The sequence below is a fragment of the Marivita sp. genome (assembly GCF_051251565.1).
Classification (GTDB): Bacteria; Pseudomonadota; Alphaproteobacteria; order Rhodobacterales; family Rhodobacteraceae; genus Marivita.
The window spans coordinates 466,919-490,832 of record NZ_JBPOFB010000001.1 but is presented as its reverse complement, the minus strand read 5'-3'; the positions used below and the strand labels follow the sequence as shown (position 1 = coordinate 490,832).

Genomic DNA, 23,914 nt, shown 5'->3' with positions numbered 1-23,914 from the left:
CTCTTCCAGTTAGCTATCAGACGTATCAGTCGTCGTCATTATCGTCGTCATCGTCGTCATTATCGTCACTGTCGTTGTCATCATCGTCGTCGTCATCGTCGCGGTCATCATCCCGATCGTCATCATCGTCATCGTCGCGGCCGCCACGGTGGTCATCGTCATCATCATCGTCGTCCCGGCCCCCACGACGATCATCGTCATCGTCGTCATCATCATCAGAGCGACCAGCATCGGCAAAATCGCGATTGCGGTCGCGAATGGATACGCCGGGGGCGGTGTCATCGTCAGAATCGACGCGTTCAATCTCTTGCTCGATCACGGCACCTGTAGCCCGATCAAACACTGTCTCGACTTTTTCGGTACCACGAACGGCTTCGACCTTGGTTTGGGTCAGACCATTTTTGACCTCGATCCGGGTGAAACCCTGCGCCTGAAGATCGCTGACAAGCTGATCCGTGTCGGTGTATCCATCGGGCAGGTTTGTAGAGACCACTCCAGTTCCGAGGCCGGAATTGTCCGACCCGCGGGCAACATCGACAAAGTTCCGGTCGCGGTTGCGGATTTCGATACCGGGGCGCGTATCGTCGTCAGAGTCGACGCGTTCGACCTCTTGCTTGAGGATGTTGCCGGTGACACGGTCATACACCACTTCGAGCTTTTGGGTGCCGCGGATCGCCTCGGCTTTGATCTGGTCGATACCATTGTCGATCTCGATGCGATCAAACCCCTGCCCTTTCAGGTCATTGACGATCTGATCGGTGGCGGATTGTGCAAACACCATGGTGCCTGTCAGTGTGGCGAATACGGCGGTCATCACTGTCTTTTTCACGGTTAAGTCCTTTCGTGTCCATTGGGCCTGCCATGCTGCAGACACCAACAACACTGACCTCTTGGATGTCGCGATGATATTTGCAGACGGTTTAGGGAGGGGGCTATAAACCGCCGCTCCATGCGTCTAAACCATGGTTTAGGCGGACCCTTGCGGTTTGAGCCCAACAAAAAACCCCTCGAACCAAAGGCACAAGGGGTTTGAAATTCGGGTTTAGACCGAAGGTTTGTGCGATGCGCGTTTAGCCCATCTCAAAGCCCAGATGCTTGGCGACGGTAAAGATATCCTTGTCGCCACGTCCGCACATATTCATGCAGATGATGTGATCCTTCGGCAGCTCAGGTGCAATTTTCATCACATGCGCCAGCGCGTGGGACGGCTCAAGCGCGGGAATGATCCCTTCAAGCGCGCAACACAGCTGGAACGCCTCTAGCGCCTCTGTGTCGGTGATCGACACGTATTGCGCGCGGCCAATGTCGTGCAGCCACGCGTGTTCCGGGCCGATGCCGGGATAATCCAGCCCGGCGGAAATGCTGAACCCTTCGAGGATCTGGCCGTCATCATCCTGCAAGAGATAAGTGCGGTTGCCATGCAGCACGCCCGGACGACCACCCGTCAACGACGCGCAATGCTCCATCTTTGCGTTCACACCTTTGCCGCCCGCTTCAACGCCGATGATGTTGACCTCTTTGTCGTCGAGGAACGGATAAAACAGACCCATGGCGTTGGACCCACCGCCAATGGCGGCGATCAGGGTGTCGGGCAAACGGCCCTCGGCCTCGTGCATCTGTTCGCGGGTTTCCTTGCCGATGATCGCCTGGAAATCGCGGACCATTGCCGGGTACGGGTGCGGACCGGCCACGGTGCCGATGCAGTAGAACGTGTCGCGCACGTTCGTGACCCAGTCGCGCAGCGCGTCATTCATCGCGTCCTTGAGCGTGCCCCGCCCAGATGTGACCGGGATCACTTCGGCACCCAGAAGTCGCATGCGAAACACGTTGGGCGCCTGACGTTCGACATCATGCGCCCCCATGTAGACAACGCATTTCAGGCCGAACTTGGCACAGACAGTGGCGGTGGCCACGCCGTGCTGGCCGGCACCTGTTTCGGCGATGATGCGGGTCTTTCCCATGCGGCGGGCAAGGATGATCTGACCCAACACGTTGTTGATCTTATGCGCGCCGGTGTGGTTCAGCTCGTCACGCTTCATATACACTTTCGCGCCGCCCAGATGGTCGGTCAGGCGTTCGGCATGATAAAGCGGGCTCGGGCGGCCGACATAATGCTTCCAGAGGAAATCCATTTCCGACCAGAAACTGTCATCGGTCTTGGCGCGCTCATATTGCTCTTCCAGCTCAAGAATGAGCGGCATCAGGGTCTCGGACACGAACCGACCACCGAAGATACCGAACCGGCCCTTCTCGTCGGGGCCAGTCATGAAGCTGTTGAATAGATCGTTCATTGCGTGCCTCTTTTGTCGAACGGCACACAGGTAGCGGGGTGTGACCCGAGGGGCAAGGGCAAGCGCCGTCTAAGGCGCCTGGGAACCGCGCTTCGAAACGCAGGGCGAAAGTCAGTTCGACGTGGCTGGTTGTTGCAGAACACAATATGGTGCAGTCTATTTCGTGCCGCTTGCCACCCGCGCCTGAACCGCCACAACAGAGACGGCATGCCCGGTTAATCCGCAACCGACCGTTCAAGCGCCGGATACCGCGCACCAAGGGTCAGCCCGCGCGCCACAAACGAAATCAGCAGGGCGATCCACAGCCCGTGATTGCCAAAGCTCGGAACCAGCGCAAATGCCGCCGCGGCATAGATCAATGCGGACACCAACATCATGTTGCGCATGTCCGCCGTCCGGGTGGCCCCGATGAAGATGCCGTCAAACATGAATGACGCCAGCGCGAGGACCGGCGCGCAGACCATCCATGGCAGGTAGGCTGCGGCGGCGTCCTGCACCTCGGTGTTTTTGGCCATGACCGCCACGATGTCATTGCCGAACACCCAAAACCCCAGCGCCAGCAGCATCGCGGCACCAAGTCCCCACAGGCTTGCAACCACCGCTGCGCGGCGCAGGGTAGCCACCGCCCGTGCGCCCACCGCCTGCCCCACAAGCGTTTCGGCGGAAAAGGCAAACCCATCCAGCGCGTAGGCCGTGATATAGAGAAATTGCAGCAACACCTGATTGGCTGCCAGCGTCACGTCGCCGAAATCGGCGGCAAGGAACATGAAGGACAGGAAAATCGCCTCAAGCAGCAGCGACCGGATCAGGATATCGGAATTGACCCGCGCCATGCGCACCAGTTTGGACCGCTCGAACACCCGCGCCCAATTGCGCCAGTCAGGCACCCGGAACGCCGCACGGCACAGGTACAAGCCCATCGCCAACCCGCTCCATTCCGCAAGGAAGGTGGCAAAGGCCACACCGTTCACGCCCCAGCCGAAGCCCAGAACAAACACAAAGTTCAGACCCACGTTGAGCCCGTTCATCCAGACTTGCAGCACCAGAATCGCACGGGTGCGTTCCTGCGCGATCAACCAGCCGGTGATCCCGAAAAGCGCGATGGCAGCGGGGGCCGACCAGATGCGGATGGCCATATAGCCGCCCGCAAGGGTTTCCACCTCGTCGCTGGCAGGGGCAATGCGGAACGCCGCCCACAAAAGCGGCACTTGCAGCACGATGATCAGTGCACCTGCGGAGAAACCGATCATCAGAACACGGGTCAAGATTGCCGCCACTTCGGCCCGATCGCCTTGCCCCAACGCTTGTGCGGCCAGCCCGGTGGTGCCCATGCGCAAAAAACCGAACACCCAGTAGATGGCCGACAGAACAATCGCCCCGATGCCCACCGCCCCGATGGGGGCAGCCAGCCCCATCTGGCCAACAACCGCCGTATCCACTGCCCCCAATAGGGGAATGGTGACATTGGACAGAACGATGGGCAGAGCGATCTTGAGAACGCGTGTGTTCGTAATGGTACGCGGTGCCGGGGCCGTGTCAGTCACCGGAGGTGTCGGGCCGTGGCATCAGGAAATGCGCCGTGGCCTGTGCAAAGGGCCGGTCACGATTGTCCTGCCAGGCCTCGGCCTGCACCGACGCATAACGCCGCCCCGCGCGGGTGATGGTCGCACGGGCATAGGCATCGCGCGGCAGGCCGGACCGCAGGTAATCCACGGTAAAGTCGATGGTCTTGGGAAGACGCGGCAGGTCTCCGGCGGCAAGCGCCTCGACATCCAACGCGCCGCTTTCGAAATCTTCCCAAATGTACGCCCAGCTGAGCGAGATCACGGCGGTGACTTCGAGAAATGCCGCTGTCACACCGCCATGGATCGCGGGCAGCATCGGGTTGCCGATCAGCTTTTCGTCGAACGACAAAATTCCGGTGAGCTCGTCTCCGCGCCGGTCAAAGCTGATGCCCATGAAGTTGATATACGGCACACCGCCCACCAAGGCATTGAGCGCGGCATCGCGGCGCTGCTTGACGATCTGAACCGGTTCCGGGGCCGTGCGCGCCATGTCAGCGGCCCTCCACGGTAAAGGCACCGGTGGCCGTGGCCACGGGGCGGTCTGTGTCGTCGTCGCACGCGGTGGCGCGAACAAAAGCCACCGAGCGCGTGATGTGATACACTTCGGCGCGGGCCGTAATCGCCTGACCGGGGGTGGCGGCGCGCATATAGTCGATGCGCAGGTCAATCGTCGCTGTGCCCGCAGGCGCGTCCGGATGGCTCATGACAGCCGCGCCGCCGCAGGTGTCCATCAGAGCCGAAACCGCGCCGCCATGAATGACCCCGGTCTTGGGGTCTCCGATAAAGCGTTCGTCATAGGGCATGGTGATTTCAGCGACACCGTCCTCCAGCGACGTGATCTCCATACCCAGCGCTTTTGAGTGCGGAATGGTGGCGATGAACTGGTGCGCGATTTTGGCTTTGTCGGCGGTCATGGGCGTCCCTTGTGTGTTGTCTTCGTTTACGCCGGTTCTGCCCGTGATGCCAGCGGTGCGAACGCATGGTTGCCCTTGGGACAGGTCGCTTTTATTGTTGCTTTGGGAAAAGGGGACAACATGACCGACCAGCGTCTGAGTTTCAAAGAAATGTGCACCCGGTTTGACGTGACGCCGCGCACCCTTCGATACTACGAATACATCGAACTCTTGCAGCCCGAACGCGAAGGCCGATCGCGCTGGTACGGCCCCAAGGAAGTGGCGCGCATGACCCTGATCTTGCGCGGCCGCAAATTCGGGTTTCAGCTTGAAGACATCCGTCAATGGCTGTTGATCTACGAAAATGACGGCACCGAAGCGCAGATGCGCGCATGGGTGACGTTGGCCGACCAGCAGCTTGGCGAACTGGACGAACAACGCAAGCAACTGGACGCCGCCATCGCCGAATTGCAGAAATTGCGCGACGACACTGCCAAAAATCTGGTTGGCTGACGTTCCGATCCCGGCCCTGCACCAACCGGCGCGTCTGCACCAAATTCCGCATCACAAGGTGAGTCGCGCGCGCGGGCAGTGACCACAAAGCGCGCATTCGCACTCTGCGCCAAAACCTTCGATCAAAGCGCTTTGAAAGAAAGTTTCGGGCGGCAGCGGGTGACGTTGCCTTATCTTACGTCAACAAAAAAGTGACGTGGCGTCTGAGTTACGTCAACGTAAATTCCCATTGTAAGAAGGGCCGAGCCTTCGCATTTCGATGCCATTGACGGCACCGGAAAAGGACAACGACAATGACCGACGACCGCACCATGACAATCCGCGAGATGTGTGACGCGTATGACGTCACGCCGCGCACTTTGCGGTTCTACGAAGCCAAGGAACTGCTGTTCCCCATTCGTGAAGGTCAAAAGCGGCTGTTCACCAAGCGCGACCGCGCGCGGCTCAAGCTTATTTTGCGCGGCAAGCGCTTTGGCTTCAGCCTGGAAGAGATTCGTCAACTTCTCGACCTGTATCACATGGGTGACCAGCAACAGACCCAATTGGCCCGCACCTATGAGATCGCGCAGACACGGTTGTCCGACATGGAAGCCCAGCGCGATGAGCTGACCACGGCCATTGACGAGCTGAAGGAACAAATGCGTTGGGGCGAAAAGATGCTCGCCTCCATGGATCAGAGCAAAAGGGCGGCTGAATAGGCCGCCACACACGTTAGGGAGACCGCAATGCCAAGCTATACCGCCCCGGTGAAAGACATGCAGTTCATTCTGCACGATGTGCTGAACGTCTCGGCCCAGGACATCCCCGGCTACGACGAATTGGACCCCGCGTTCACAGGCGCGGTGATCGAGGAAGCGGGCAAGCTGGCATCGGATGTGTTGATGCCGCTCAACGGCGTTGGCGACACCCAAGGCTGTGTGCTGGACAACGGTGTTGTGCGCACGCCAGACGGGTTTAAGGCTGCGTTTGACCAGATGCGCGATGGCGGCTGGACCGCATTGGATTGCGACCCCGAATATGGCGGTCAGGGCCTGCCCTACATCATGCAAACCTGTTCGCAGGAACCATTCGTGTCGGCGAACATGGCGTTCCAGATGTATCAGGGCCTGACACATGGTGCCTATTCGGCGATCTATGTGCACGGATCAGATGCCCAGAAACAGACATACCTGCCCAAGATGACCACCTGCGAATGGACGGGCACCATGAACCTGACGGAACCGCATTGCGGCACCGATCTGGGAATGATGCGCACAAAGGCCGTGCCGCAGGAAGATGGCACCTACCAAGTCACTGGCCAGAAGATCTTTATCTCGGCAGGCGACCACGACATGGCCGAGAACATCATTCACCTTGTTCTGGCGAAAATTCCCGGCGGGCCTGAGGGCATCAAAGGCGTGTCTTTGTTCATCGTGCCCAAGTTCATTGTGAACGAGGATGGATCGCTGGGCGCGCGCAACGGCGTGTCTGTTGGCAAGCTTGAGGAAAAGATGGGCATCCACGGGAACGCCACCTGCGTCATGAACTATGACGATGCAACCGGCTATCTGGTGGGCGAGGCGCATAAAGGCATGCGCGCGATGTTCACCATGATGAACGAAGCCCGCGTGGGCGTTGGCCTTCAGGGCTATGCACAGGCCGAAGTGGCGTATCAAAACGCCGTGGCCTACGCGAATGACCGGCTTCAGGGCCGCGATGTAACCGGGGCCAAGGCGCCGGACAAGGCCGCAGACCCGATCATCGTGCACCCCGATATTCGCCGCAACCTGATGGATCAGAAAAGCTTTGTCGAAGGCGCGCGCGCGTTTACGTTTTGGGGATCAAACCTGATCGACCGCGCACACAAGAACGACGACGCCACAGCGGATGGCCTGATCTCTCTTTTGACCCCGATCATCAAGGGCTTCCAGACCGACAAAGGGTTCGAGATGGCGGTCAACGCCCAGCAAGTCTATGGCGGTCACGGCTATATCGAAGAATGGGGCATGTCCCAATTCGCCCGCGACGCCCGGATTGCCATGATCTACGAAGGCGCAAACGGCATTCAGGCGCTTGATCTGGTGGGCCGCAAGCTGTCTCAAGATGGCGGCAAGCACGTCATGGCGTTCTTCGACATGATCAAGACCTTCGCCTCCGAAACCAAAGGCCAGGACGCGGATTTCGACACTCAGTTTCTTGAGCCGCTCAAAGCCGCCTCAAAAGACCTGCAAGCCGCCGCGATGTATTTCATGCAGAATGGCATGAAAAATCCGAACAACGCATTGGCCGGATCGTATGACTTTATGCACATGTTTGGCCATGTCTGCTTGGGCTACATGTGGGCGCGGATGGGGCTTGCCGCATCCAAGGCGCTGAAAGACGGTGCGTCCGACGTGGCGTTCTACGAGACAAAATTGGCGACCGGGCGCTACTATATGGCACGACAGCTTCCGGCGACAAAGATGCACCTCGCGCGGATCGAATCCGGTGCAGATACCGTCATGGCACTGGAGGCCGCGAATTTTTGAAGCGGGTGGGCACGCTGCCCACCCATTGAGGGATGAGATGCCGAAACGCTTTCGCCTGACCCGCCGGTTTCCGGCCGCGATGACAGAAGACGGCTATCGCCGCCTCAAACGGTTCGCCGATGAAGCGGGTCTGGACGAAGGCGAAGCACTGTCCTTCCTGTTCGAGAATTTCGACAGCGTGACCGACACGGACGCGCTGTCGCATCGCCTGAGACTGTTCACCGCCGAATTGGACAGGCGAAAACAATAATGCGGGATCTGGGGGGAGCCATGCGATCAAACTGGATGACCGACGAGCACCAAATGCTTGCCGAGATGACCGCCAAATTCATCGAGACAGAATGGCAGCCCTTGTACGCAAAGTGGCGCAACCAAGGCCAGATGGACCGCGAAACATGGGCACAGGCCGGGGAACTTGGCCTGCTCTGCCCGTCCGTGCCGGAAGAATACGGCGGGGCCGGTGGCGATTTTGGCCATGAGGCGGTGATCCTGATGGAAGCCGCCCGCGCAAATCTGGCAAGCTGGGGCCACGGCATCCATTCCGGGATCGTGGCGCATTATGTGCTGGCTTACGGCACCGCAGAACAGAAACAGCGCTGGCTGCCCAAAATGGTCACAGGCGAACTGGTTGGTGCGTTGGCGATGACCGAACCCGCGGCCGGATCAGATGTGCAAGGCATCAAGACCCGCGCCGTCCGCGATGGCAACGCCTACCGCCTGTCCGGCCAAAAGACGTTCATCACCAACGGCCAACATGCCAACTTGATCATCGTGGCGGCCAAGACCGATCCCGCCCTGGGATCGAAAGGAACGTCTTTGGTTGTCGTGGAAACCGATGGCGCGGACGGCTTTCAGCGCGGCCGCAACCTTGAGAAAATCGGCTGCCACGCCGCCGATACGTCCGAGCTGTTTTTCGACAATGTCGAGATCGCCCCCGAGAACCTGTTGGGCGGCGAGGAAGGCAAAGGCTTTTACCAGATGATGACCCAGCTGCCGCAAGAGCGGTTGATCATCGGGTGCGGCGCCGTGGGCGCGATGGAAGGCGCGGTTGCCCGCACCATCGCTTATTGCAAGCAACGCGAGGCGTTCGGTGGCCCCCTGACGCAGTTTCAGAACACGCGGTTTAAACTGGCTGAATGCCAGACAAAGACCACCGTCGCCCGCGCGTTTCTTGACAATTGCATGGAGGAACACCTGCGCGGGGCCCTGACGGTCGAAAAGGCCGCGATGGCGAAATACTGGTTGTCGGACACGCAGGGCGAAGTGCTGGATGACTGCGTGCAACTGCACGGCGGCTACGGCTATATGCAGGAATACGCCATCGCCGAAATGTGGGCCGATGCCCGCGTGCAGCGGATTTACGGCGGCACCAACGAGATCATGAAAGAACTGATTGCGAGGGCGCTGTGATGCGCCCGGCCTTTTTGCACGTGGATAGCGCAGCATGCCTCCGGCGGGAGTTTATCCGGCAAGATGAAGACGCACGGCAAGCTCCACCCCGCCTGTCGGCCTCTTTACCACGCGGTTTCAGGCACGGTTGGCGGGGCTTCACCTTGCACATGGCGCAACTCTCCAGTCTGCCATGCAGGCTTACCATTCACCGATTAACCTTAACGCCTGGTAAAGAAGACACGGCCTCCTACTTCATCTTGCCAAATAAACTCCGGGGGAGTCGCCGCAGGCGACGGGGGCAGCGCCCCTGCAACAGAAACCAACAAGGACCAACCGCATGACCATCCAACTTTACTGCTTCGGCGAATCCGGCAATGCCTACAAGGCCGCACTCGCGTTGGAGCTGAGCGGGCTCGACTGGGCACCGATCAAGGTGGATTTCTTTGGCGGCGAAACCCGCACGCCGGAATACCGCGCAACCCTCAACGAGATGGGCGAGGCCCCTGTGCTGGTGGACGGCGATGTCCGCGTGACGCAATCGGGTGTGATCCAGATGTATATCTCGGAGCAGTCCGGCAAATTCGGTGGGGCCACCCCTGAAGAAGCGCGCGAAATCATGCGCTGGGTCTTCTGGGACAATCACAAGCTGTCATCGCAGGCGGGCTTGACGCGTTTTCTGATGAACTTCCTGCCCGAAGACAAACGCCCGGCGGACGTGATCGGGTTTACCCAAGGGCGGTTGAAGGCCGCCTATGCGGTGCTGGATGCGCATCTTGAGGGCCGCGACTGGATCGTAGGGCATGGCGTGACCAATGCCGATATCTCCTGCTGCGGCTATCTGTTTTACCCCGAACCGTTCGGGTTTGACCGCGCGGAGTGGCCCAATATCGACCGCTGGCTGACAGGCATTCAGGGCCTGCCCGGCTGGAAACACCCTTACGATTTGATGCCTGGATCCCCTGCGGATCGGGCCTGAGACGGAGAAGACCATGACCGAAGCATATATCTACGACGCGCTGCGCACACCGCGAGGCAAGGGCCGCAAGGATGGCAGTCTGCACGAGGTCACATCGGTGCGCCTGTCTGCGCAGGTGCTCGATGCGGTGAAGGATCGCAACGGGCTTGAGGGCCACGCGGTTGAGGACGTGATCTGGGGGAATGTGACTCAGGTCGGCGAACAGGGCGGCTGCCTTGCGCGCACCGCCGTTCTGGCCTCGGGGCTGGATCAATCGATCCCCGGTCTGGCGATCAACCGCTTCTGCGCGAGCGGGATGGAGGCGGTGAACCTCGCGGCGAACCAGGTGCGCGGCGGTGCCGGCGACGCCTATATCGCAGGCGGGGTCGAGATGATGGGCCGTGTCCCCATGGGCAGCGATGGCGCGGCGATTGCCGTGGATCCCAGCGTTGCGATGGAGAGCTATTTCGTGCCGCAGGGCATTTCCGCCGATATCATCGCCACCGAATACGGGTTCAGCCGCGATGATGCGGACCAGCTTGCCGTGGAAAGTCAGCGGCGTGCCAAGGCGGCGTGGGATGACAACCGCTTTGCCAAGTCGATCCTGACGGTCAGGGATCAGAACGGCCTGCCCATTCTGGATAACGACGAATACATGCGTCCCGGCACCGACATGCAAAGCCTTGGCGCGCTCAATCCCGCCTTCCAGCAGATGGGCGAGGTCATGCCCGGTTTCGATGCGATTGCGCTGATGAAGTACCCACATCTTGAGCGGATCAATCATATCCACCATGCGGGTAATTCCTCGGGCATCGTTGATGGGGCTGCGGGTGTGCTGATCGGCAACAAGGCGTTTGGTGAGAAATGGGGTCTGAAACCCCGCGCGCGCATCAGAGCCACCGCCAAGATCGGCACCGATCCGACCATCATGCTGACCGGGCCAGTGCCGGTGACGGAGAAGATTTTGGCCGACAGCGGGATGAGCATTTCCGACATTGACCTCTTCGAAGTCAACGAGGCCTTCGCCAGCGTTGTTCTGCGCTTCATGCAGGCCTTCAACGTCGATGCGGGCAAGGTCAACGTGAATGGTGGGTCGATCGCCATGGGCCACCCGTTGGGGGCCACCGGCGCTATCATCATAGGCACGCTGCTGGACGAGCTTGAGCGCACCGGCAAAGGCACCGGCCTTGCCACGTTGTGCATTGCGTCCGGAATGGGCGCAGCCACGATTATCGAGCGCGTTTGAACACGCGAAAAAGGATCACAACAATGACCGATTTCACAATGACCAAAGACGCCGAAGGCGTTGCGACGATCACTTGGGACGTCCCGGAAAAATCCATGAACGTGCTAAGCTTTGAGGGCCTGCAAACGCTCAATGATCTGGTGGAGGACGCGCTGGGGGACGCCGCCGTCAAGGGCATCATCATCACCAGCGCCAAGGCGGATTTCGCCGCCGGAATGGATCTCAACGTGTTGGCCACGCTCAAGGAAGCGGGCGCCGAGGCGGTGTTTGACGGGATCATGAAAATGCACGGCGTGCTGCGCAAGATCGAACGCGCGGGCATGGACCCCAAGACCAACAAGGGCGGTAAGCCGGTCGCAGCGGTGCTGCCCGGCACGGCGCTCGGCATCGGGTTGGAAATCCCGCTGGCCTGTCATCGTGTGTTTGCAGCAGACAATCCCAAGGCCAAGATCGGCCTGCCCGAGATCATGGTCGGCATCTTCCCCGGCGCCGGCGGCACGACCCGTGTGGCGCGCAAGATGGGCGCGATGGCCGCGTCACCTTTCCTTTTGGAGGGCAAGCTGAGCGATCCGGTCAAAGCCAAATCGGCAGGCCTGATCGACGAGGTCTCTGCCGACCCGATGGCGGCGGCGCGCGACTGGGTGCTCAATGCCAAAGACGCCGATATCCTCAAGCCGTGGGATGCCAAGGGTTACAAGATGCCCGGCGGCGCGCCCTATCACCCGGCGGGCTTCATGACCTTTGTTGGCGCGTCAGCCATGGTCAACGGCAAGACCAAGGGCGTTTATCCTGCGGCCAAGGCGCTGCTGTCGGCGGTCTACGAAGGCGCGATGGTGGATTTTGACACCGCCCTGCGGATCGAGGCACGCTGGTTCACATCCGTGATCATGAACCCATCGTCCTCGGCGATGATCCGGTCGCTGTTCATCAACAAAAGCGCTCTGGAAAAAGGCGCAGTGCGGCCCGGCGGCGTGGCCGATCAGCGCGTCAAGAAGGTTGGTGTGCTGGGCGCGGGCATGATGGGCGCGGGCATCGCGCTAGTGTCGGCGCAGGCGGGCATCGAGGTGGTGCTGCTGGACCGTGATCAGGCGGCGGCGGACAAGGGCAAGGCTTATTCCGCCGACTATGCGGGCAAAGGTGTGTCGCGCAAGAAGATCACGCAGGACAAGGCGGATGCGATGCTGGCGCGGATCACCGCGACCACGGATTACAATGATCTCGCGGGCTGTGACCTGATTGTCGAAGCGGTGTTCGAAGACCCCAAGATCAAGGCCGAGGTGACAGCCGAGGTCGAAAAAGTTATCGCGGACGACTGCATTTTTGCCACCAACACATCCACCCTGCCGATCAGCGACTTGGCCAAAGCCTCAAGGCGCCCCGAACAATATATCGGCATCCACTTCTTCAGCCCGGTTGAGAAGATGATGCTGGTCGAGATCATCAAAGGCAAGGCAACTGGTGACCGCGCGGTCGCCAAGGCGCTCGACTTTGTGCGCCAAATCCGCAAAACGCCGATCGTGGTGAACGACGCGCGGTTCTTCTATGCCAACCGCTGCATCATTCCCTACATCAACGAAGGCATTCGCATGGTGAAAGAGGGCGTTGCCCCGGCCCTCATTGAAAACGCCGCCAAGATGGTCGGAATGCCATTGGGCCCCCTGCAATTGGTCGATGAAACCTCGATTGATCTGGGCGCCAAGATCGCTCGTGCCACCAAGGCGGCGATGGGCGACGCCTATCCCGATGCTGAGGTGGACGAGGTGATCTTCTGGATGGAAGCCCAAGGGCGTCTGGGCCGCAAGGCGAAAGCCGGTTTCTATGATTACGACGACGCGGGCAAGCGTCAGGGCCTGTCCGCCACCGTCAAGGCGCAGTACCCGCACGCCAAAGACCAGCCCGATTTGATCGACGTGCAACACAGACTGTTGTTTGCCCAATCGCTAGAGGCCGTGCGCGCGCTGGAAGACGGCGTGCTTATGGACATCCGCGAGGGCGATGTGGGCGCGATCCTTGGCTGGGGCTTTGCGCCGTGGTCGGGTGGTCCGTTGTCCTGGCTCGACATGCTGGGTGCGGAATACGCAGCAGAACGCTGTGACCAGTTGACCGAAACCTTCGGCACCCGCTTTGCCTGCCCGGGCCTGCTGCGCGACATGGCGACCAAGGGCCAATCGTTCTACGGACGCTTCGCACCCAAGGTCAAAGCGGCCTGACCCTCTGCGTAGGCTGGGCATTTGCCCGGCCTGCGGGGTTCAGTCGGCCTGCACTGCTGCGAAACGCTGCATCCGGTCGATCTGGGGGGCCATCGTGCACCATTCATCCCCAACCGCGACCCAATGGGCATCGCGGGTTTCGGCATGCACCACGATGCGCCCCGGCTCGGACGTGATATCAGGCACAAGAATCATATTGAGGAAAAGAGCGAGAGCTTCGGCTGTCAGACACATGGGGAGTACTCCTTTTGCAAGTGTCCTCCCTGTGACGCAATCCGCCTCTGTCGGGCGGTGTGATCAGCCTAAGCCAGAGGTCTTAACTCCGTGTAAACGACAATGCCGCAACGCAGCATTAACCCGCGCCGCGCCCGCTTCATAAGCACTCCAAAGTCCTATGCTCAAAAATCAGGCATCAAACTGATACCCGAACTGCGCGATATCCTGGGCGCACATCTCGGCCACGGCCTGCGCGGACCGGTCGGAATAGGCGGTTCGGTAATCGCGCGGCCGCGCAGACGCGTTGGCGTGCGGTAGCGTCAGGCGAAACCCCAGATGCGCCTCCACCGGGGCCAAATCCTGCGCCAGACACTCAAGCCGCACAAAGGCCGACGCACGGCACACACCATCCGCATCCGTGACATAGCGCGCATAGGGAAAGGCCCGCAGGCTGGCATCCGTCTGCGGATGCAGCACAAAGCCCTCAAACGTTTCGGCTTTGGCCAGCGTCACCGCAGGATGGTCGAACTCTTGCACCGCAAGCCAGTGGTAATAACTGACCATGCGGTCCCACGGATTGCGCACCAGCGTAAAGACAAACATCGCCTCCAGCTCCGACGGGGACAGAACCCCGTCAATATCCGCCAGCGTGCTGTGCTTCCACAACCGCCCCTTGGCGCGCAGCTGTTTCACCCGGCCCCTGCGCTTGACCGCCTTGGGGGTGTCACCAATCAAAATGTCATCCCGGTGCGCCCGGTCCTCAAGCGCCAGCGCCAGCGACGTTCCCCCGGTCTTGGGGATGTGCACAAAGATGAAGGCCCGCGCCGGAGAGATGATCATGCCAATGAGGTGCCATCACCCCTGCCCCAACGCAAGGATTTGCTTTTCCAAAGCGCAAAAGCTGCGCTATGTCGAAGATCGTACGTGCTTTGGGAGGATGCAACATGGGCTGGATGCGGGATGAAACCGGGCTTGAGAAACGGGCCGCAAATTATGTGCCTCTGACACCGCTGTCGCATCTGCAACGCGCCGCACAGGTGTTTCCCGACACACTCGCTGTGATCCACGGACCTCACCGCAAGACCTACCGCGACTATCACGACCGCGTGACGCGGCTGGCCTCTGCACTGGCGGCGATGGGTGTAAAACCCGGTGATGTGGTGGCAACGATCTTGCCCAACATCCCCGCACAGGCCGAAGCACATTTTGGCGTGCCCGCCTGCGGTGCCGTGCTCAACACAATCAACACCCGGCTTGATATTGATACCATTGCCTATATCCTCGACCACGGCGAAGCAAAGGTCGTGCTGTGCGATCCGCAATTCCTGCCTGTTCTGGCCGAAGCCATCGACCGCATGGACGGCCCCGCCCCCAAGGTGATCGAGGTCGCAGACCCGCATGAAGGCGTGAACGCCGCAAGCGATTATCCCGAATACGAAGACGTGCTCGCAGACGCTGATCCCGATTTCGCGTGGATCATGCCCGACGACGAATGGGAAAGCCTCGCGCTCAACTACACCTCTGGCACCACGGGGCGGCCCAAAGGCGTGGTCTACCACCACCGGGGCGCATACCTGATGACGATGGGCACCGCCGTGAGCTGGGAAATGTCGTTGCGGCCCAAATACATGACCATTGTGCCGCTGTTCCACTGCAATGGCTGGAACCACACATGGATGATGCCGCTTCTGGGCGGCACAGTTGTCTGCTGCCGCGATGTCAGCGCCAAAGCAATCTATGACGCGATTGCCGACGAAGGCGTGACCCATTTCGGCGGCGCACCCATCGTCCTGAACATGCTCGTGAACTCTGACCCGTCCGAGCGTCGGACGTTTGACCATCTGGTCAAAGTCTATACCGCAGGCGCGCCCCCCGCCCCGGCCACGCTGGCCAAGATCGGCGACCTGGGCTTTGACGTGATGCAGGTCTACGGCCTGACCGAAACCTACGGCCATGTCACGGAATGTGTCTGGAACAGCGCGGCGTGGGACGGAATGACCCAGGATGCCAAATCCGCCATCAAGGCCCGCCAGGGCGTGGCCTTCCCGATGATGGAAAAGATCGACGTGCTGGACGATGCAGGCACCCCTGTGCCCCGCGACGGCACCACGCAAGGCCAAATCGTCATTCGCGGCAATGCGGTGATGAAGGGCTATCTAAAGAACCCCAAAGCCACTGAAGAGGCGTTTGCCGGGGGGCATTTCCATTCGGGCGATATCGCGGTGATGCACCCCGACACCTATGTGCAGATCGCCGACCGCGCAAAGGACATCATCATCTCGGGCGGCGAGAACATCAGCTCGGTCGAGGTTGAAGGCTGCCTGATGGCGCATGATGCCGTGCTGCTGTGTGCCGTGGTGGCCAAGCCGGACGACAAATGGGGCGAAGTGCCCTGCGCCTTTGTCGAACTCAAAGGCAATCACAGCGCCACCGCAGAAGAGCTGATCGCTTTTGCCCGGGCGCGGCTGGCCGGGTTTAAAACCCCAAAAACAGTTGTGTTCGAAGACCTTCCCAAAACATCGACTGGAAAAATCCAGAAATTCCAGCTCCGAGAGCGGGCAAAATCCCTGTAGCAGCTCACGCATTGCGCGAAATCTTCTGCGGGTGTACCGTTGCGTTCAATGAATGAGGCAGAGCAGCCCGCATGACAGCGCTGAAGGAGTTTCAACGGCTTGAGGCCGAAGGCGTCTGGCGCGCAACGCCCGGCGACCAGCGCAAGGACGTGATCGTGTCCTTGGGCGACGCCTCGCTGACGATCCTTGATCTGCGTGGCAACGTGTTGGCGCATTGGTCGATTGCGGCTGTGGCGCGTGCCAACAAAGGCCAGCATCCGGCGATCTACCACCCCGATGGCGATCCCGGCGAAACGCTCGAATTCGACGACAAAAGCGCCGACATGATCGACGCCATCGAACAGGTACGGTCGGCCATCGACAGAAGCCGTCCCAAACCCGGCAAGCTGCGGTTCTGGATCACCGGGGCGATTGCCGCGACTGTGGTTGGGACAATCGTGTTCTGGCTGCCAGACGCGCTCTTGCGGCACACGGTCCAGGTGGTGCCCGCCGTCAAACGCAACGAGATCGGCGATGCTCTGCTGGCGCAAATCACCCGCATTTCGGGGCAGGCCTGCATGACACGCGACGCCCGCGAACCGCTGCGCCGTCTGGCATCGCGCGTGCTCGGACCGGCGCAACGCGGTGCTTTGGTGGTCTTGCCCGCAGGTGTGGCCGAAACCGCTCATTTGCCCGGTGGGCGCATCCTGCTGAACCGCTCTCTGGTCGAAGACCCGGAAGAACCGGACGTCACCGCAGGCTATATCCTGACCGAACGCCTGCGCGCCCTCACGCAAGATCCACTGGAAGAAATGCTGATCGAAACCGGGCTATGGTCAAGCCTGCGTCTGCTCACCACGGGCCAGATGGCCGATGCCGATCTGGAACACTACAGCGAATTTCTTTTGACGCGCATGCCAGTGCATCTGTCTGATGAGGTGATCATCGCAGGCTTCGAGATGGCCGAACTGCGCACCACGCCCTACGCCTACGCAGTGGATATCACAGGCGAAACCACCCTGCCCCTGATCGAGGGCGACCCAATGATCGGGCTGCAACCACGCCCCGTTCTGAGCGACGCAGACTGGCTGCGCCTTCAGGGGATCTGCGGCGAATGATCAGTGGCCAAGACCCTTGCCGCGTCCAACGATCACTGGCTCTTTGATCTTCTGATCCTTGGTCAACAGCCTGCGCGGGACAGTATTGCTCCAGACCTGCTGCGTGGCCGCATGGCCCTGACGGGTCATATGGGCCCGGTGCGGGTTCAGGCGATCATCGTCCCAAGCGGGTTGATAGCCCTTGGGCACCGCGATCAGCGTATCACCCTGCGAATCGTAGACATGCTTGGGCACAATCCGTTCCTCCCGGACCTGCGGCCGGTGCTGCACGGTCTGATGGGTCTGCGCAATCTGACGTGGCTGGGCACCCACCTGTCGCGGTGCGGCGGCCTGCGCGCGCACCGTGCGAACAGGCGCAGTGACCACGGGCTCCGGCGTGATGATCACCGGCGCGGGCTGTGCAGCAGCGGTGATGGTCTGCGGCCGCGACAGGCTTGGCGTTTGACCGCAAATCAACCTGCGATCCTGCGACACGCGCGGCACCCAGTTGACCGCCCCGTCCACTCCGGCGCGCACATAGACACATCCTCGGCTGTCAACATATTGTCGCCCGTCAAAGCTGGCTGGCGGCAGCTCGGCCGGTGGCCCAACCTGCAACCCCTGCGCCGACGCGGCCGGTGCCAAAAGAAAACCTGCGGCCACAAGGGCCACGGCGGTCAAGATACGTCTTGTCATGTCTCTGTCCCCACAGATGTCCATCGAGACTGCCTGCCCAACTTTTGAGTGTAAAGGTCTATTTCGCGGCCTTATGTATCAAACGCACCAAGCTTCGGCGGGGTGCTGAGCGGTGATTAAGGCGTTACTGGTTGCTCTTGTCTTCAATCTTGCCCCAGATGCCTTCGCTGTTGATGCGAACCCCGTTCAAGACATTGTTCTGCATAAAAGCCCGTTGGTCTTTGCGCGTCGGGGTGAGTTTTATTTTTTCGCTGTAGTAGAATGCGGACCCGAAAACGTCTTTATATTCGAGGTAGAAAAGAAGCCAGAAAGCCTTCCCGTCGATAAAGTCTTTTTCCAACACATCAAGATCGACATCAACTGTTCCGATTTTGCGCCGCTCGACGTTTCCATAGTCGCGAGACGTGCTGCGTTCTCCCAAAGACTTCTTGAAATCAACTTCAGTGCTTTGTGGAAAGGCTTCGGCTTTGATGTCAATCGCAACACTGAGAGCGGGGCTTTGCCCCAAAACATCCCAAAGCGCATTAACTTTAATTTTTCTTGCGGAAGGGCCGTCTACTATAGAAAAAGTCACGTCCGAAAAAGTTACGTACGCTCTGGATTGAGCTTCTCCAATGCGCTGAGTGTCTGCGGCCATCTGTTGGGTAGTCCACAGCGTTCGCAACAAAAGATATGCAGCGAAGATAGTGGCAAACATCATAACCCACTGAGCAGCGGTGTCATCCATGTAGACAACCCGTCGGATCAGCCACCAGCGATCATCCTCTGGGTTTGTTTGCTCGCCGCCATTGGGCTGGTCGTTGGACTGGCTGAAATCACTTGGCGATATACCAAAAAATATCGCGGCAAAGATTAACGCAGGCGTCAGGAGAAATCCTGCGATCACTCCAAATGTAAAACCGTTGAGCCAACTGCGCTTAAACATGCCAACATAATCGCCGCCGAAAACTTCCCACGGGACAGCTTGTTGGCGACGTTCACCTCTTTCTCACTGATTCCAATATCAGCAAGCCTTTCAACAAGTTGGGCGTAAGTCACCCCCTTACGTTTCAACTCAGCCTTGAACAGTGGGATTTCAGGGAGGGCAGTACCCCGCTATTTCGTCCCGAACATCCGGTCACCCGCGTCGCCAAGACCGGGCACGATATAGCCCAGCTCGTTCAGGTGATCGTCCAGGGACGCGGTGACGATCGGCACGTCCGGGTGCGCTTCTTTCATGCGGGCGACGCCTTCGGGGGCTGCCAGCAGGCACAGGAAGATGATGTTCTTGGCCCCGGCCTCTTTGACCAGGTCAATCGCCGCGGCAGAGCTGTTGCCGGTGGCCAGCATCGGGTCGACGACAATCGTCACCCGTTCATCAAGCTGGGTTGGCACCTTGAAGTAGTACTGCACCGGCTTGAGCGTTTCTTCGTCGCGGTAAAGCCCGACAAACCCAACCCGCGCCGCCGGGATCAGTTCAAGAATACCGTCCAGCAACCCGTTGCCCGCCCGCAGGATCGACACAAGCGCGAGTTTCTTGCCGTCGATCACCGGCGCATCCATTTCGCACAGCGGTGTTTCAATCCGCTTGGTGGTGAGCGGCAGGTTGCGCGTCACTTCATAGGCCAGCAAGTGGCTGATTTCGCGCAACAACTGACGGAATGACTTGGTCGAGGTGTCTTTCTCACGCATCAGGCTCAGCTTGTGCTGGACAAGCGGGTGGTCAACGATGGTCAGGTGATCGGTCATATGCGTTCCAGTCGTTTCAGGACGCGCGCGCGCGTGTCGTCGTCGCAAAAAGCCGCGCGGGCGGCGGTGTCATTAAGTTCGGCAAACACAGCTTCGTCCCAGCCAAAGGTCTTGGCAAGGTTGAGATATTCCTGCCGCATCGTGGTATGGAAAAACGGCGGATCGTCGGTCGAGACAGTCACTTTGACGCCGCGTTCCCGCAGCGTATCAATGGGATGCACGGCAAGGTTCGGGTAGACGTTGAGCACCACGTTGGAACCCGGGCAAACCTCTAGGACAATCTCGTTCTCCACAAGTTTATCCACAAGGGCCAAATCGGTGATTGCATGCACGCCATGGCCAATGCGCGTGACTCCCAGATCGTCAATCGCGTCGTGCACAGACGCCGCGCCCCCCCATTCGCCGGCATGCGCGGTCAGGTGCAATCCCGCTTCGCGTGCCATGTCAAAGCTATAGGCAAAGTCTTTGGGTTTGCCCTTCATTTCATCGCCCGCGATGCCGAACCCAACGATCCAGTCGCCTGCGGTTTCCGCTGCACAGAGCGCCGTCGCTTTGGCTTTGTCGGGGCCGAAATGACGGATGCAGGTGACAATCCCGCGCAGGATGATGCCGTGGTCCCGCTCCGCCTCGTCGGCGGCGTCCTTGATCGCATGCAGGTATTCGCGCCACGCGCCCACATCGCCGCCGCCACAGAAATCGGGCGACAAAAAGGTTTCCGAATAAACCACATCATTTGCAGCGCTTTCTTCAAGCACTGCCTTGGTCAGTCGCGCATAATCCTCGGGCGATTTGAGCACGCTTGTCGCGGCTTCATAAACGCTCAGGAAATGCACAAAATCGCGGAAGGCATAACCGCCATTCGACGTGAACACGCCTTCAAGGTTGACGGATTTCTCCTGCGCCAGCCCCCGGATAAACGCAGGCGGGGCCGCCCCTTCGTGGTGCAGGTGTAGTTCGACCTTGGGCAGACGCGTGATCCGGTCGATCTGATCTTCGTCCATCGGACGGCTCAGTCGGTCGCGCTGTTCTTCATCCATCACAAGAAATTCCGCCCCGATCCCTTTGACACCACACCAAGATGATGGGCAATGCTGGCCGCAACATCGACAAAGTCGACATGGCCAATTTCGCCCACACCCGCCCCGGACACCAGCACTGGAACCCGTTCACGGGTGTGATCCGTGCCAATCCATGTCGGGTCGTTGCCATGATCTGCGGTGATGAGCAACAGGTCATCGGGCCGAAGCCGTGGCAAAAGCCCCGCCAACGCCGCGTCAAATCCCTCCAGCGCACAGGCATAGCCCGACACGTCGCGGCGGTGTCCGTACAGGCTGTCGAACTCGACGAAATTGGCAAACACCAACGCCCCGTCAGGCGCGGTGTCGATCTGCTGTGCAAGGTGGTCCATCAACACGGCATCCGTCCCTTTGTGCACCGCGTCGATGCCCGCCATGGAAAAGATGTCACCGATTTTGCCAATCCCGATCACCGCATGGCCGGCGTCCTGCACCCAATTGCTCAGCACCGGCTCTGGCGGCGCAATCGCATAGTCCCGTCGGTTGGAGGTGCGTTCAAAGCGACCCTCCGACCCGACAAAAGGCCGCGCGATCACCCGGCCAATCCGGCGCGCATGCATCATCGGCGCAAGCTCTTCACACAGCCTGAGCAACCGGTCGAGGCCAAACGCCTTTTCATGTGCCGCGATCTGCAACACGCTGTCCGCAGAGGTGTAGCAAATCGGCTTGCCGGTGCGCAGATGCTCTGCACCGAACCTGTCGATCACCTGAACCCCGTTGCTGTGACAATTGCCAAGGATGCCATCGGTTCCGGCCAACGCGCAAATGCGCGCGGTGATCTCGGGCGGAAAAGACGGCACGGTGTCCGGCAGATAGGTCCAATCCCACGGCACCGGCACACCGGCCAGTTCCCAATGCCCCGACGGCGTGTCCTTGCCGCGCGACACTTCGGTCGCGGCAGCCCAGCGCGCGGCGGGCACAGCGTCAAGCCCCGGCGCGACTTGTCCACAGGCCAGCTCAATCGCCTGCCCAAGGCCCAGCGCGGACAATGTCGGCAGGTGCAACAGCCCGCTGCGCCCGTCTTCGGCGCGACCTTCGGCGCAGGCCTGCGCGATGTGCAAAACCGTGTTTGCGCCGGTGTCGGGCGTGCCGTTGTTAAAGAACTGGTCCGCATCCGGTGCGCCGCCAATGCCAACCGAATCCATCACAACCAGAAAGGCGCGGGTCATGTGATCCGCTCCAGCACCAGATCAGGGGCCACCACAGGCCCTCCGCCCAGCGTGATCGCAGCGCGTATAGCGGCTTCTGCGGCATCGGCCTGCGCCTCGCGCGCGGCATGGATGCGCGCAAGGGGCTGACCCTTGGCAAGGCGGGCACCAATCGGCACCACGTCGCTGAGGCCCACTGCCGGATCAACCACATCGGTTTCCACCTGACGCCCGCCACCCAGACGCACCACGGTCAGGCCAAGCGCTTCGCCGTCAATGGCGGTGACTGTTCCTGCCATGGGCGCTGTCACTTCGCGGATCACCGGGGCTTCGGGCAGAAACCGTGCCCAATCCTCGACAAAGCGCACAGGTCCACCCATCGCATAGACCATTGCGCCGAATGTCTCGGCAGCCTGTCCGCTGGTGATCGCATGGCGCACCGCGTCTTCGCCTGCCTCAAACCCCGCCTGCTCAAGCAACGTCGCGCCCAAAGCGATGGCCAGCTCGGCAAGCCGCCCCTGTGCGTTGCCCGTCAACACATGCATCACGTCAATCACCTCAAGCGCGTTGCCCAGACTAGGGGCCAAAGGCTGTGACATATCAGTGATCAGCGCGGATGTCGGACAGCCCGTGGCCTTGGCCGTATCGACCAGCGCACGGGCCAGGGCACGGGCGTCATCGGGCGATTTCATGAACGCCCCGGACCCGCATTTGACATCCAGCACCAACCCCTCAAGCCCGGCTGCCAGTTTCTTGGACAGGATCGACGCGGTGATCAGGTCAAGGCTCTCCACCGTCGCCGTCACGTCACGGATCGCATACAAACGCTTGTCGGCGGGGGCGATATCGGCGCTGGCGCTGACGATGGCGCATCCCACCTCTGACACGACATGGCGAAACTGATCTTCGCTCAACGTGGTGCGGAACCCCGGGATCGATTCAAGCTTGTCCAATGTGCCACCCGTATGGCCCAAGCCCCGCCCCGAGATCATCGGCACATACACACCGCAGGCCGCCAGCGCAGGCGCGAGGATCAGGCTGACGCAATCGCCAACACCGCCGGTTGAATGCTTGTCCACCACCGGCGCATCCAGATCCCAGCGCAACACCTTGCCGCTGTCACGCATCGCCGCCGTAAAGGCCGCGCGCCCCGAATCGTTCAACCCGTTCAGGCAAACCCCCATCGCAAAGGCCCCGGCCTGCGCATCGGTGACGCTGCCATCAGCAAGCCCTTGGGCAAACCAGCCCAGCGCGTCTGCATCCGGGGTGTCCCCCCGACGCAGCGTTGCGATGATCGACCGTGCCTCCATCAGCTGCGGTCCATGTGCCCGGCCCCAAACGCACCGGGCAAAAGATTGCCCACAGTGGTCTGGCGCTCGATCCCGTCCGTTGTTGCCAAGGTCACCGGCACGTCCTTTGCGGCAAATTCCGCCAGCTTTTGACGACACCCGCCACAGGGTGGCACCGGATCGGGACTGTCGGCGATGACATAGGCTTCGGTGATCTCGCGCACGCCTGCGGCATTCATTGCGGCAATCGCCCCGGCCTCGGCGCAGGTGCCTTCGGGATAGGCGACGTTCTCGACATTGCAGCCAACATAGATCACGCCGTCAGACCCTCGCAGCGCAGCGCCGACCTTGAAGTTGGAATAAGGCGCATAGGCGTTTTCCCGAACGGCCTGCGCCGCGATTTTCAAATCCATGTGCTTTCCGCCCCCTGCTGTGTGACCCGCATGGTTGCGAGGCCGCGCACCCGATTGCAAGGGGCTGGGCCAAAGCTGACGCTGAGCCGGTGTGTTTCCCCGCAAAGCCAGCCCATTACAAGGCGTC

25 protein-coding genes are annotated in these 23,914 nt (G+C 60.4%); 10 read left to right on the top strand and 15 right to left on the bottom strand.

Annotated features, from left to right (window positions below):
- Positions 1 to 25: 25 nt before the first annotated feature.
- From ACSHXH_RS02405 to ACSHXH_RS02385, 5 genes are all read right to left on the bottom strand, one after another.
- A complete protein-coding gene (locus ACSHXH_RS02405) occupies positions 26 to 829 on the bottom strand; it encodes a hypothetical protein (RefSeq protein ID WP_435670146.1) in 804 nt (267 codons plus the stop codon).
- A 241-nt stretch (positions 830 to 1,070) separates the two neighbouring features.
- A complete protein-coding gene (gene trpB, locus ACSHXH_RS02400) occupies positions 1,071 to 2,291 on the bottom strand; it encodes a tryptophan synthase subunit beta (RefSeq protein ID WP_435670145.1) in 1,221 nt (406 codons plus the stop codon).
- A gap of 215 nt (positions 2,292 to 2,506) precedes the next feature.
- Positions 2,507 to 3,835, bottom strand: a complete 1,329-nt coding sequence (locus ACSHXH_RS02395; protein ID WP_435670144.1) for an MATE family efflux transporter — start codon at positions 3,833 to 3,835, stop codon at positions 2,507 to 2,509.
- On the bottom strand, positions 3,828 to 4,346 hold the full coding sequence (locus ACSHXH_RS02390) for a PaaI family thioesterase (RefSeq protein WP_435670143.1): 519 nt from the start codon (positions 4,344 to 4,346) through the stop codon (positions 3,828 to 3,830). The genes ACSHXH_RS02395 and ACSHXH_RS02390 overlap by 8 nt, the downstream gene beginning before the upstream one ends.
- A gap of 1 nt (position 4,347) precedes the next feature.
- The gene (locus ACSHXH_RS02385) at positions 4,348 to 4,770 is read right to left on the bottom strand and encodes a PaaI family thioesterase (RefSeq protein WP_435670142.1); all 423 of its coding nucleotides are present in this window, start codon (positions 4,768 to 4,770) and stop codon (positions 4,348 to 4,350) included.
- Between the two features lie 120 nt (positions 4,771 to 4,890).
- Between ACSHXH_RS02385 and ACSHXH_RS02380 the strand changes: the two genes are divergently transcribed.
- The 8 genes from ACSHXH_RS02380 to ACSHXH_RS02345 all read left to right on the top strand — a co-directional run bounded on the left by ACSHXH_RS02380 (position 4,891) and on the right by ACSHXH_RS02345 (position 13,572).
- Positions 4,891 to 5,262: a MerR family transcriptional regulator gene (locus ACSHXH_RS02380; RefSeq protein ID WP_435670141.1), complete on the top strand. Its 372-nt coding sequence runs from the start codon at positions 4,891 to 4,893 to the stop codon at positions 5,260 to 5,262.
- A 293-nt stretch (positions 5,263 to 5,555) separates the two neighbouring features.
- Complete coding sequence (locus ACSHXH_RS02375) at positions 5,556 to 5,960, top strand: MerR family transcriptional regulator (RefSeq protein ID WP_435670140.1); 405 nt, start codon at positions 5,556 to 5,558, stop codon at positions 5,958 to 5,960.
- 27 nt (positions 5,961 to 5,987) lie between these two features.
- Complete coding sequence (locus ACSHXH_RS02370; protein WP_435670139.1) at positions 5,988 to 7,769, top strand: acyl-CoA dehydrogenase C-terminal domain-containing protein; 1,782 nt, start codon at positions 5,988 to 5,990, stop codon at positions 7,767 to 7,769.
- Between the two features lie 37 nt (positions 7,770 to 7,806).
- Positions 7,807 to 8,019, top strand: coding sequence for a hypothetical protein (locus ACSHXH_RS02365; RefSeq protein WP_435670138.1), 213 nt, complete (start codon positions 7,807 to 7,809; stop codon positions 8,017 to 8,019).
- A 35-nt stretch (positions 8,020 to 8,054) separates the two neighbouring features.
- Complete coding sequence (locus ACSHXH_RS02360) at positions 8,055 to 9,179, top strand: acyl-CoA dehydrogenase family protein (RefSeq protein ID WP_435670137.1); 1,125 nt, start codon at positions 8,055 to 8,057, stop codon at positions 9,177 to 9,179.
- Positions 9,180 to 9,498: 319 nt separating this feature from the next.
- Entirely contained in the window at positions 9,499 to 10,137 is a 639-nt protein-coding gene (locus ACSHXH_RS02355; protein WP_435670136.1) for a glutathione S-transferase family protein, read from the top strand.
- A gap of 13 nt (positions 10,138 to 10,150) precedes the next feature.
- Complete coding sequence (locus tag ACSHXH_RS02350) at positions 10,151 to 11,362, top strand: acetyl-CoA C-acetyltransferase (protein WP_435670135.1); 1,212 nt, start codon at positions 10,151 to 10,153, stop codon at positions 11,360 to 11,362.
- Between the two features lie 23 nt (positions 11,363 to 11,385).
- Positions 11,386 to 13,572, top strand: coding sequence for a 3-hydroxyacyl-CoA dehydrogenase NAD-binding domain-containing protein (locus ACSHXH_RS02345; protein ID WP_435670134.1), 2,187 nt, complete (start codon positions 11,386 to 11,388; stop codon positions 13,570 to 13,572).
- Between the two features lie 39 nt (positions 13,573 to 13,611).
- On the opposite strand, the gene ACSHXH_RS02340 is transcribed toward ACSHXH_RS02345, so the two are convergent.
- Together ACSHXH_RS02340 and ACSHXH_RS02335 are read right to left on the bottom strand one after the other, a co-directional pair.
- A complete protein-coding gene (locus tag ACSHXH_RS02340) occupies positions 13,612 to 13,806 on the bottom strand; it encodes a hypothetical protein (protein WP_435670133.1) in 195 nt (64 codons plus the stop codon).
- A 171-nt stretch (positions 13,807 to 13,977) separates the two neighbouring features.
- Positions 13,978 to 14,628 carry a sulfotransferase family 2 domain-containing protein gene (locus ACSHXH_RS02335; protein ID WP_435670132.1) on the bottom strand — a complete coding sequence of 217 codons (651 nt, stop codon included), beginning with the start codon at positions 14,626 to 14,628 and terminating at the stop codon, positions 13,978 to 13,980.
- A gap of 104 nt (positions 14,629 to 14,732) precedes the next feature.
- Between ACSHXH_RS02335 and ACSHXH_RS02330 the strand changes: the two genes are divergently transcribed.
- On the top strand, positions 14,733 to 16,361 hold the full coding sequence (locus tag ACSHXH_RS02330; RefSeq protein ID WP_435670186.1) for an AMP-binding protein: 1,629 nt from the start codon (positions 14,733 to 14,735) through the stop codon (positions 16,359 to 16,361).
- A gap of 71 nt (positions 16,362 to 16,432) precedes the next feature.
- The gene (locus tag ACSHXH_RS02325) at positions 16,433 to 17,458 is read left to right on the top strand and encodes a hypothetical protein (protein WP_435670131.1); all 1,026 of its coding nucleotides are present in this window, start codon (positions 16,433 to 16,435) and stop codon (positions 17,456 to 17,458) included.
- Here the strand turns inward: ACSHXH_RS02325 and ACSHXH_RS02320 are convergent, their stop codons facing one another.
- From ACSHXH_RS02320 to ACSHXH_RS02285, 8 genes are all read right to left on the bottom strand, one after another.
- Positions 17,459 to 18,133 carry a hypothetical protein gene (locus tag ACSHXH_RS02320; RefSeq protein ID WP_435670130.1) on the bottom strand — a complete coding sequence of 225 codons (675 nt, stop codon included), beginning with the start codon at positions 18,131 to 18,133 and terminating at the stop codon, positions 17,459 to 17,461.
- A gap of 124 nt (positions 18,134 to 18,257) precedes the next feature.
- Positions 18,258 to 19,058 (bottom strand): hypothetical protein, encoded by an 801-nt coding sequence (locus ACSHXH_RS02315; protein WP_435670189.1) that lies wholly within the window; start codon positions 19,056 to 19,058, stop codon positions 18,258 to 18,260.
- Complete coding sequence (locus tag ACSHXH_RS02310) at positions 19,016 to 19,171, bottom strand: DUF6471 domain-containing protein (protein WP_435670129.1); 156 nt, start codon at positions 19,169 to 19,171, stop codon at positions 19,016 to 19,018. Before ACSHXH_RS02310 ends, ACSHXH_RS02315 begins: the two co-directional genes overlap by 43 nt.
- A gap of 57 nt (positions 19,172 to 19,228) precedes the next feature.
- Complete coding sequence (gene upp / locus ACSHXH_RS02305) at positions 19,229 to 19,861, bottom strand: uracil phosphoribosyltransferase (protein WP_435670128.1); 633 nt, start codon at positions 19,859 to 19,861, stop codon at positions 19,229 to 19,231.
- Positions 19,858 to 20,862, bottom strand: coding sequence for an adenosine deaminase (locus tag ACSHXH_RS02300; protein WP_435670185.1), 1,005 nt, complete (start codon positions 20,860 to 20,862; stop codon positions 19,858 to 19,860). The genes upp and ACSHXH_RS02300 overlap by 4 nt, the downstream gene beginning before the upstream one ends.
- A gap of 35 nt (positions 20,863 to 20,897) precedes the next feature.
- Positions 20,898 to 22,106 (bottom strand): phosphopentomutase, encoded by a 1,209-nt coding sequence (locus ACSHXH_RS02295; RefSeq protein ID WP_435670127.1) that lies wholly within the window; start codon positions 22,104 to 22,106, stop codon positions 20,898 to 20,900.
- On the bottom strand, positions 22,103 to 23,395 hold the full coding sequence (locus ACSHXH_RS02290; protein ID WP_435670126.1) for a thymidine phosphorylase: 1,293 nt from the start codon (positions 23,393 to 23,395) through the stop codon (positions 22,103 to 22,105). The genes ACSHXH_RS02295 and ACSHXH_RS02290 overlap by 4 nt, the downstream gene beginning before the upstream one ends.
- Positions 23,395 to 23,787 carry a cytidine deaminase gene (locus ACSHXH_RS02285; RefSeq protein WP_435670125.1) on the bottom strand — a complete coding sequence of 131 codons (393 nt, stop codon included), beginning with the start codon at positions 23,785 to 23,787 and terminating at the stop codon, positions 23,395 to 23,397. Before ACSHXH_RS02285 ends, ACSHXH_RS02290 begins: the two co-directional genes overlap by 1 nt.
- Positions 23,788 to 23,914: the final 127 nt, after the last annotated feature.

Coding starts and splice junctions, on each gene's coding strand:
- trpB (WP_435670145.1), bottom strand. CDS start 2,291: ATGAACGATCTATTCAACAGCTTCATGACTGGCCCCGACGAGAAGGGC.
- ACSHXH_RS02390 (WP_435670143.1), bottom strand. CDS start 4,346: ATGGCGCGCACGGCCCCGGAACCGGTTCAGATCGTCAAGCAGCGCCGC.
- ACSHXH_RS02385 (WP_435670142.1), bottom strand. CDS start 4,770: ATGACCGCCGACAAAGCCAAAATCGCGCACCAGTTCATCGCCACCATT.
- ACSHXH_RS02380 (WP_435670141.1), top strand. CDS start 4,891: ATGACCGACCAGCGTCTGAGTTTCAAAGAAATGTGCACCCGGTTTGAC.
- ACSHXH_RS02375 (WP_435670140.1), top strand. CDS start 5,556: ATGACCGACGACCGCACCATGACAATCCGCGAGATGTGTGACGCGTAT.
- ACSHXH_RS02370 (WP_435670139.1), top strand. CDS start 5,988: ATGCCAAGCTATACCGCCCCGGTGAAAGACATGCAGTTCATTCTGCAC.
- ACSHXH_RS02365 (WP_435670138.1), top strand. CDS start 7,807: ATGCCGAAACGCTTTCGCCTGACCCGCCGGTTTCCGGCCGCGATGACA.
- ACSHXH_RS02360 (WP_435670137.1), top strand. CDS start 8,055: ATGACCGACGAGCACCAAATGCTTGCCGAGATGACCGCCAAATTCATC.
- ACSHXH_RS02355 (WP_435670136.1), top strand. CDS start 9,499: ATGACCATCCAACTTTACTGCTTCGGCGAATCCGGCAATGCCTACAAG.
- ACSHXH_RS02350 (WP_435670135.1), top strand. CDS start 10,151: ATGACCGAAGCATATATCTACGACGCGCTGCGCACACCGCGAGGCAAG.
- ACSHXH_RS02345 (WP_435670134.1), top strand. CDS start 11,386: ATGACCGATTTCACAATGACCAAAGACGCCGAAGGCGTTGCGACGATC.
- ACSHXH_RS02340 (WP_435670133.1), bottom strand. CDS start 13,806: ATGTGTCTGACAGCCGAAGCTCTCGCTCTTTTCCTCAATATGATTCTT.
- ACSHXH_RS02335 (WP_435670132.1), bottom strand. CDS start 14,628: ATGATCATCTCTCCGGCGCGGGCCTTCATCTTTGTGCACATCCCCAAG.
- ACSHXH_RS02330 (WP_435670186.1), top strand. CDS start 14,733: ATGGGCTGGATGCGGGATGAAACCGGGCTTGAGAAACGGGCCGCAAAT.
- ACSHXH_RS02325 (WP_435670131.1), top strand. CDS start 16,433: ATGACAGCGCTGAAGGAGTTTCAACGGCTTGAGGCCGAAGGCGTCTGG.
- ACSHXH_RS02320 (WP_435670130.1), bottom strand. CDS start 18,133: ATGACAAGACGTATCTTGACCGCCGTGGCCCTTGTGGCCGCAGGTTTT.
- ACSHXH_RS02315 (WP_435670189.1), bottom strand. CDS start 19,058: ATGTTTAAGCGCAGTTGGCTCAACGGTTTTACATTTGGAGTGATCGCA.
- upp (WP_435670128.1), bottom strand. CDS start 19,861: ATGACCGATCACCTGACCATCGTTGACCACCCGCTTGTCCAGCACAAG.
- ACSHXH_RS02300 (WP_435670185.1), bottom strand. CDS start 20,862: ATGGACGAAGATCAGATCGACCGGATCACGCGTCTGCCCAAGGTCGAA.
- ACSHXH_RS02295 (WP_435670127.1), bottom strand. CDS start 22,106: ATGACCCGCGCCTTTCTGGTTGTGATGGATTCGGTTGGCATTGGCGGC.
- ACSHXH_RS02290 (WP_435670126.1), bottom strand. CDS start 23,395: ATGGAGGCACGGTCGATCATCGCAACGCTGCGTCGGGGGGACACCCCG.
- ACSHXH_RS02285 (WP_435670125.1), bottom strand. CDS start 23,787: ATGGATTTGAAAATCGCGGCGCAGGCCGTTCGGGAAAACGCCTATGCG.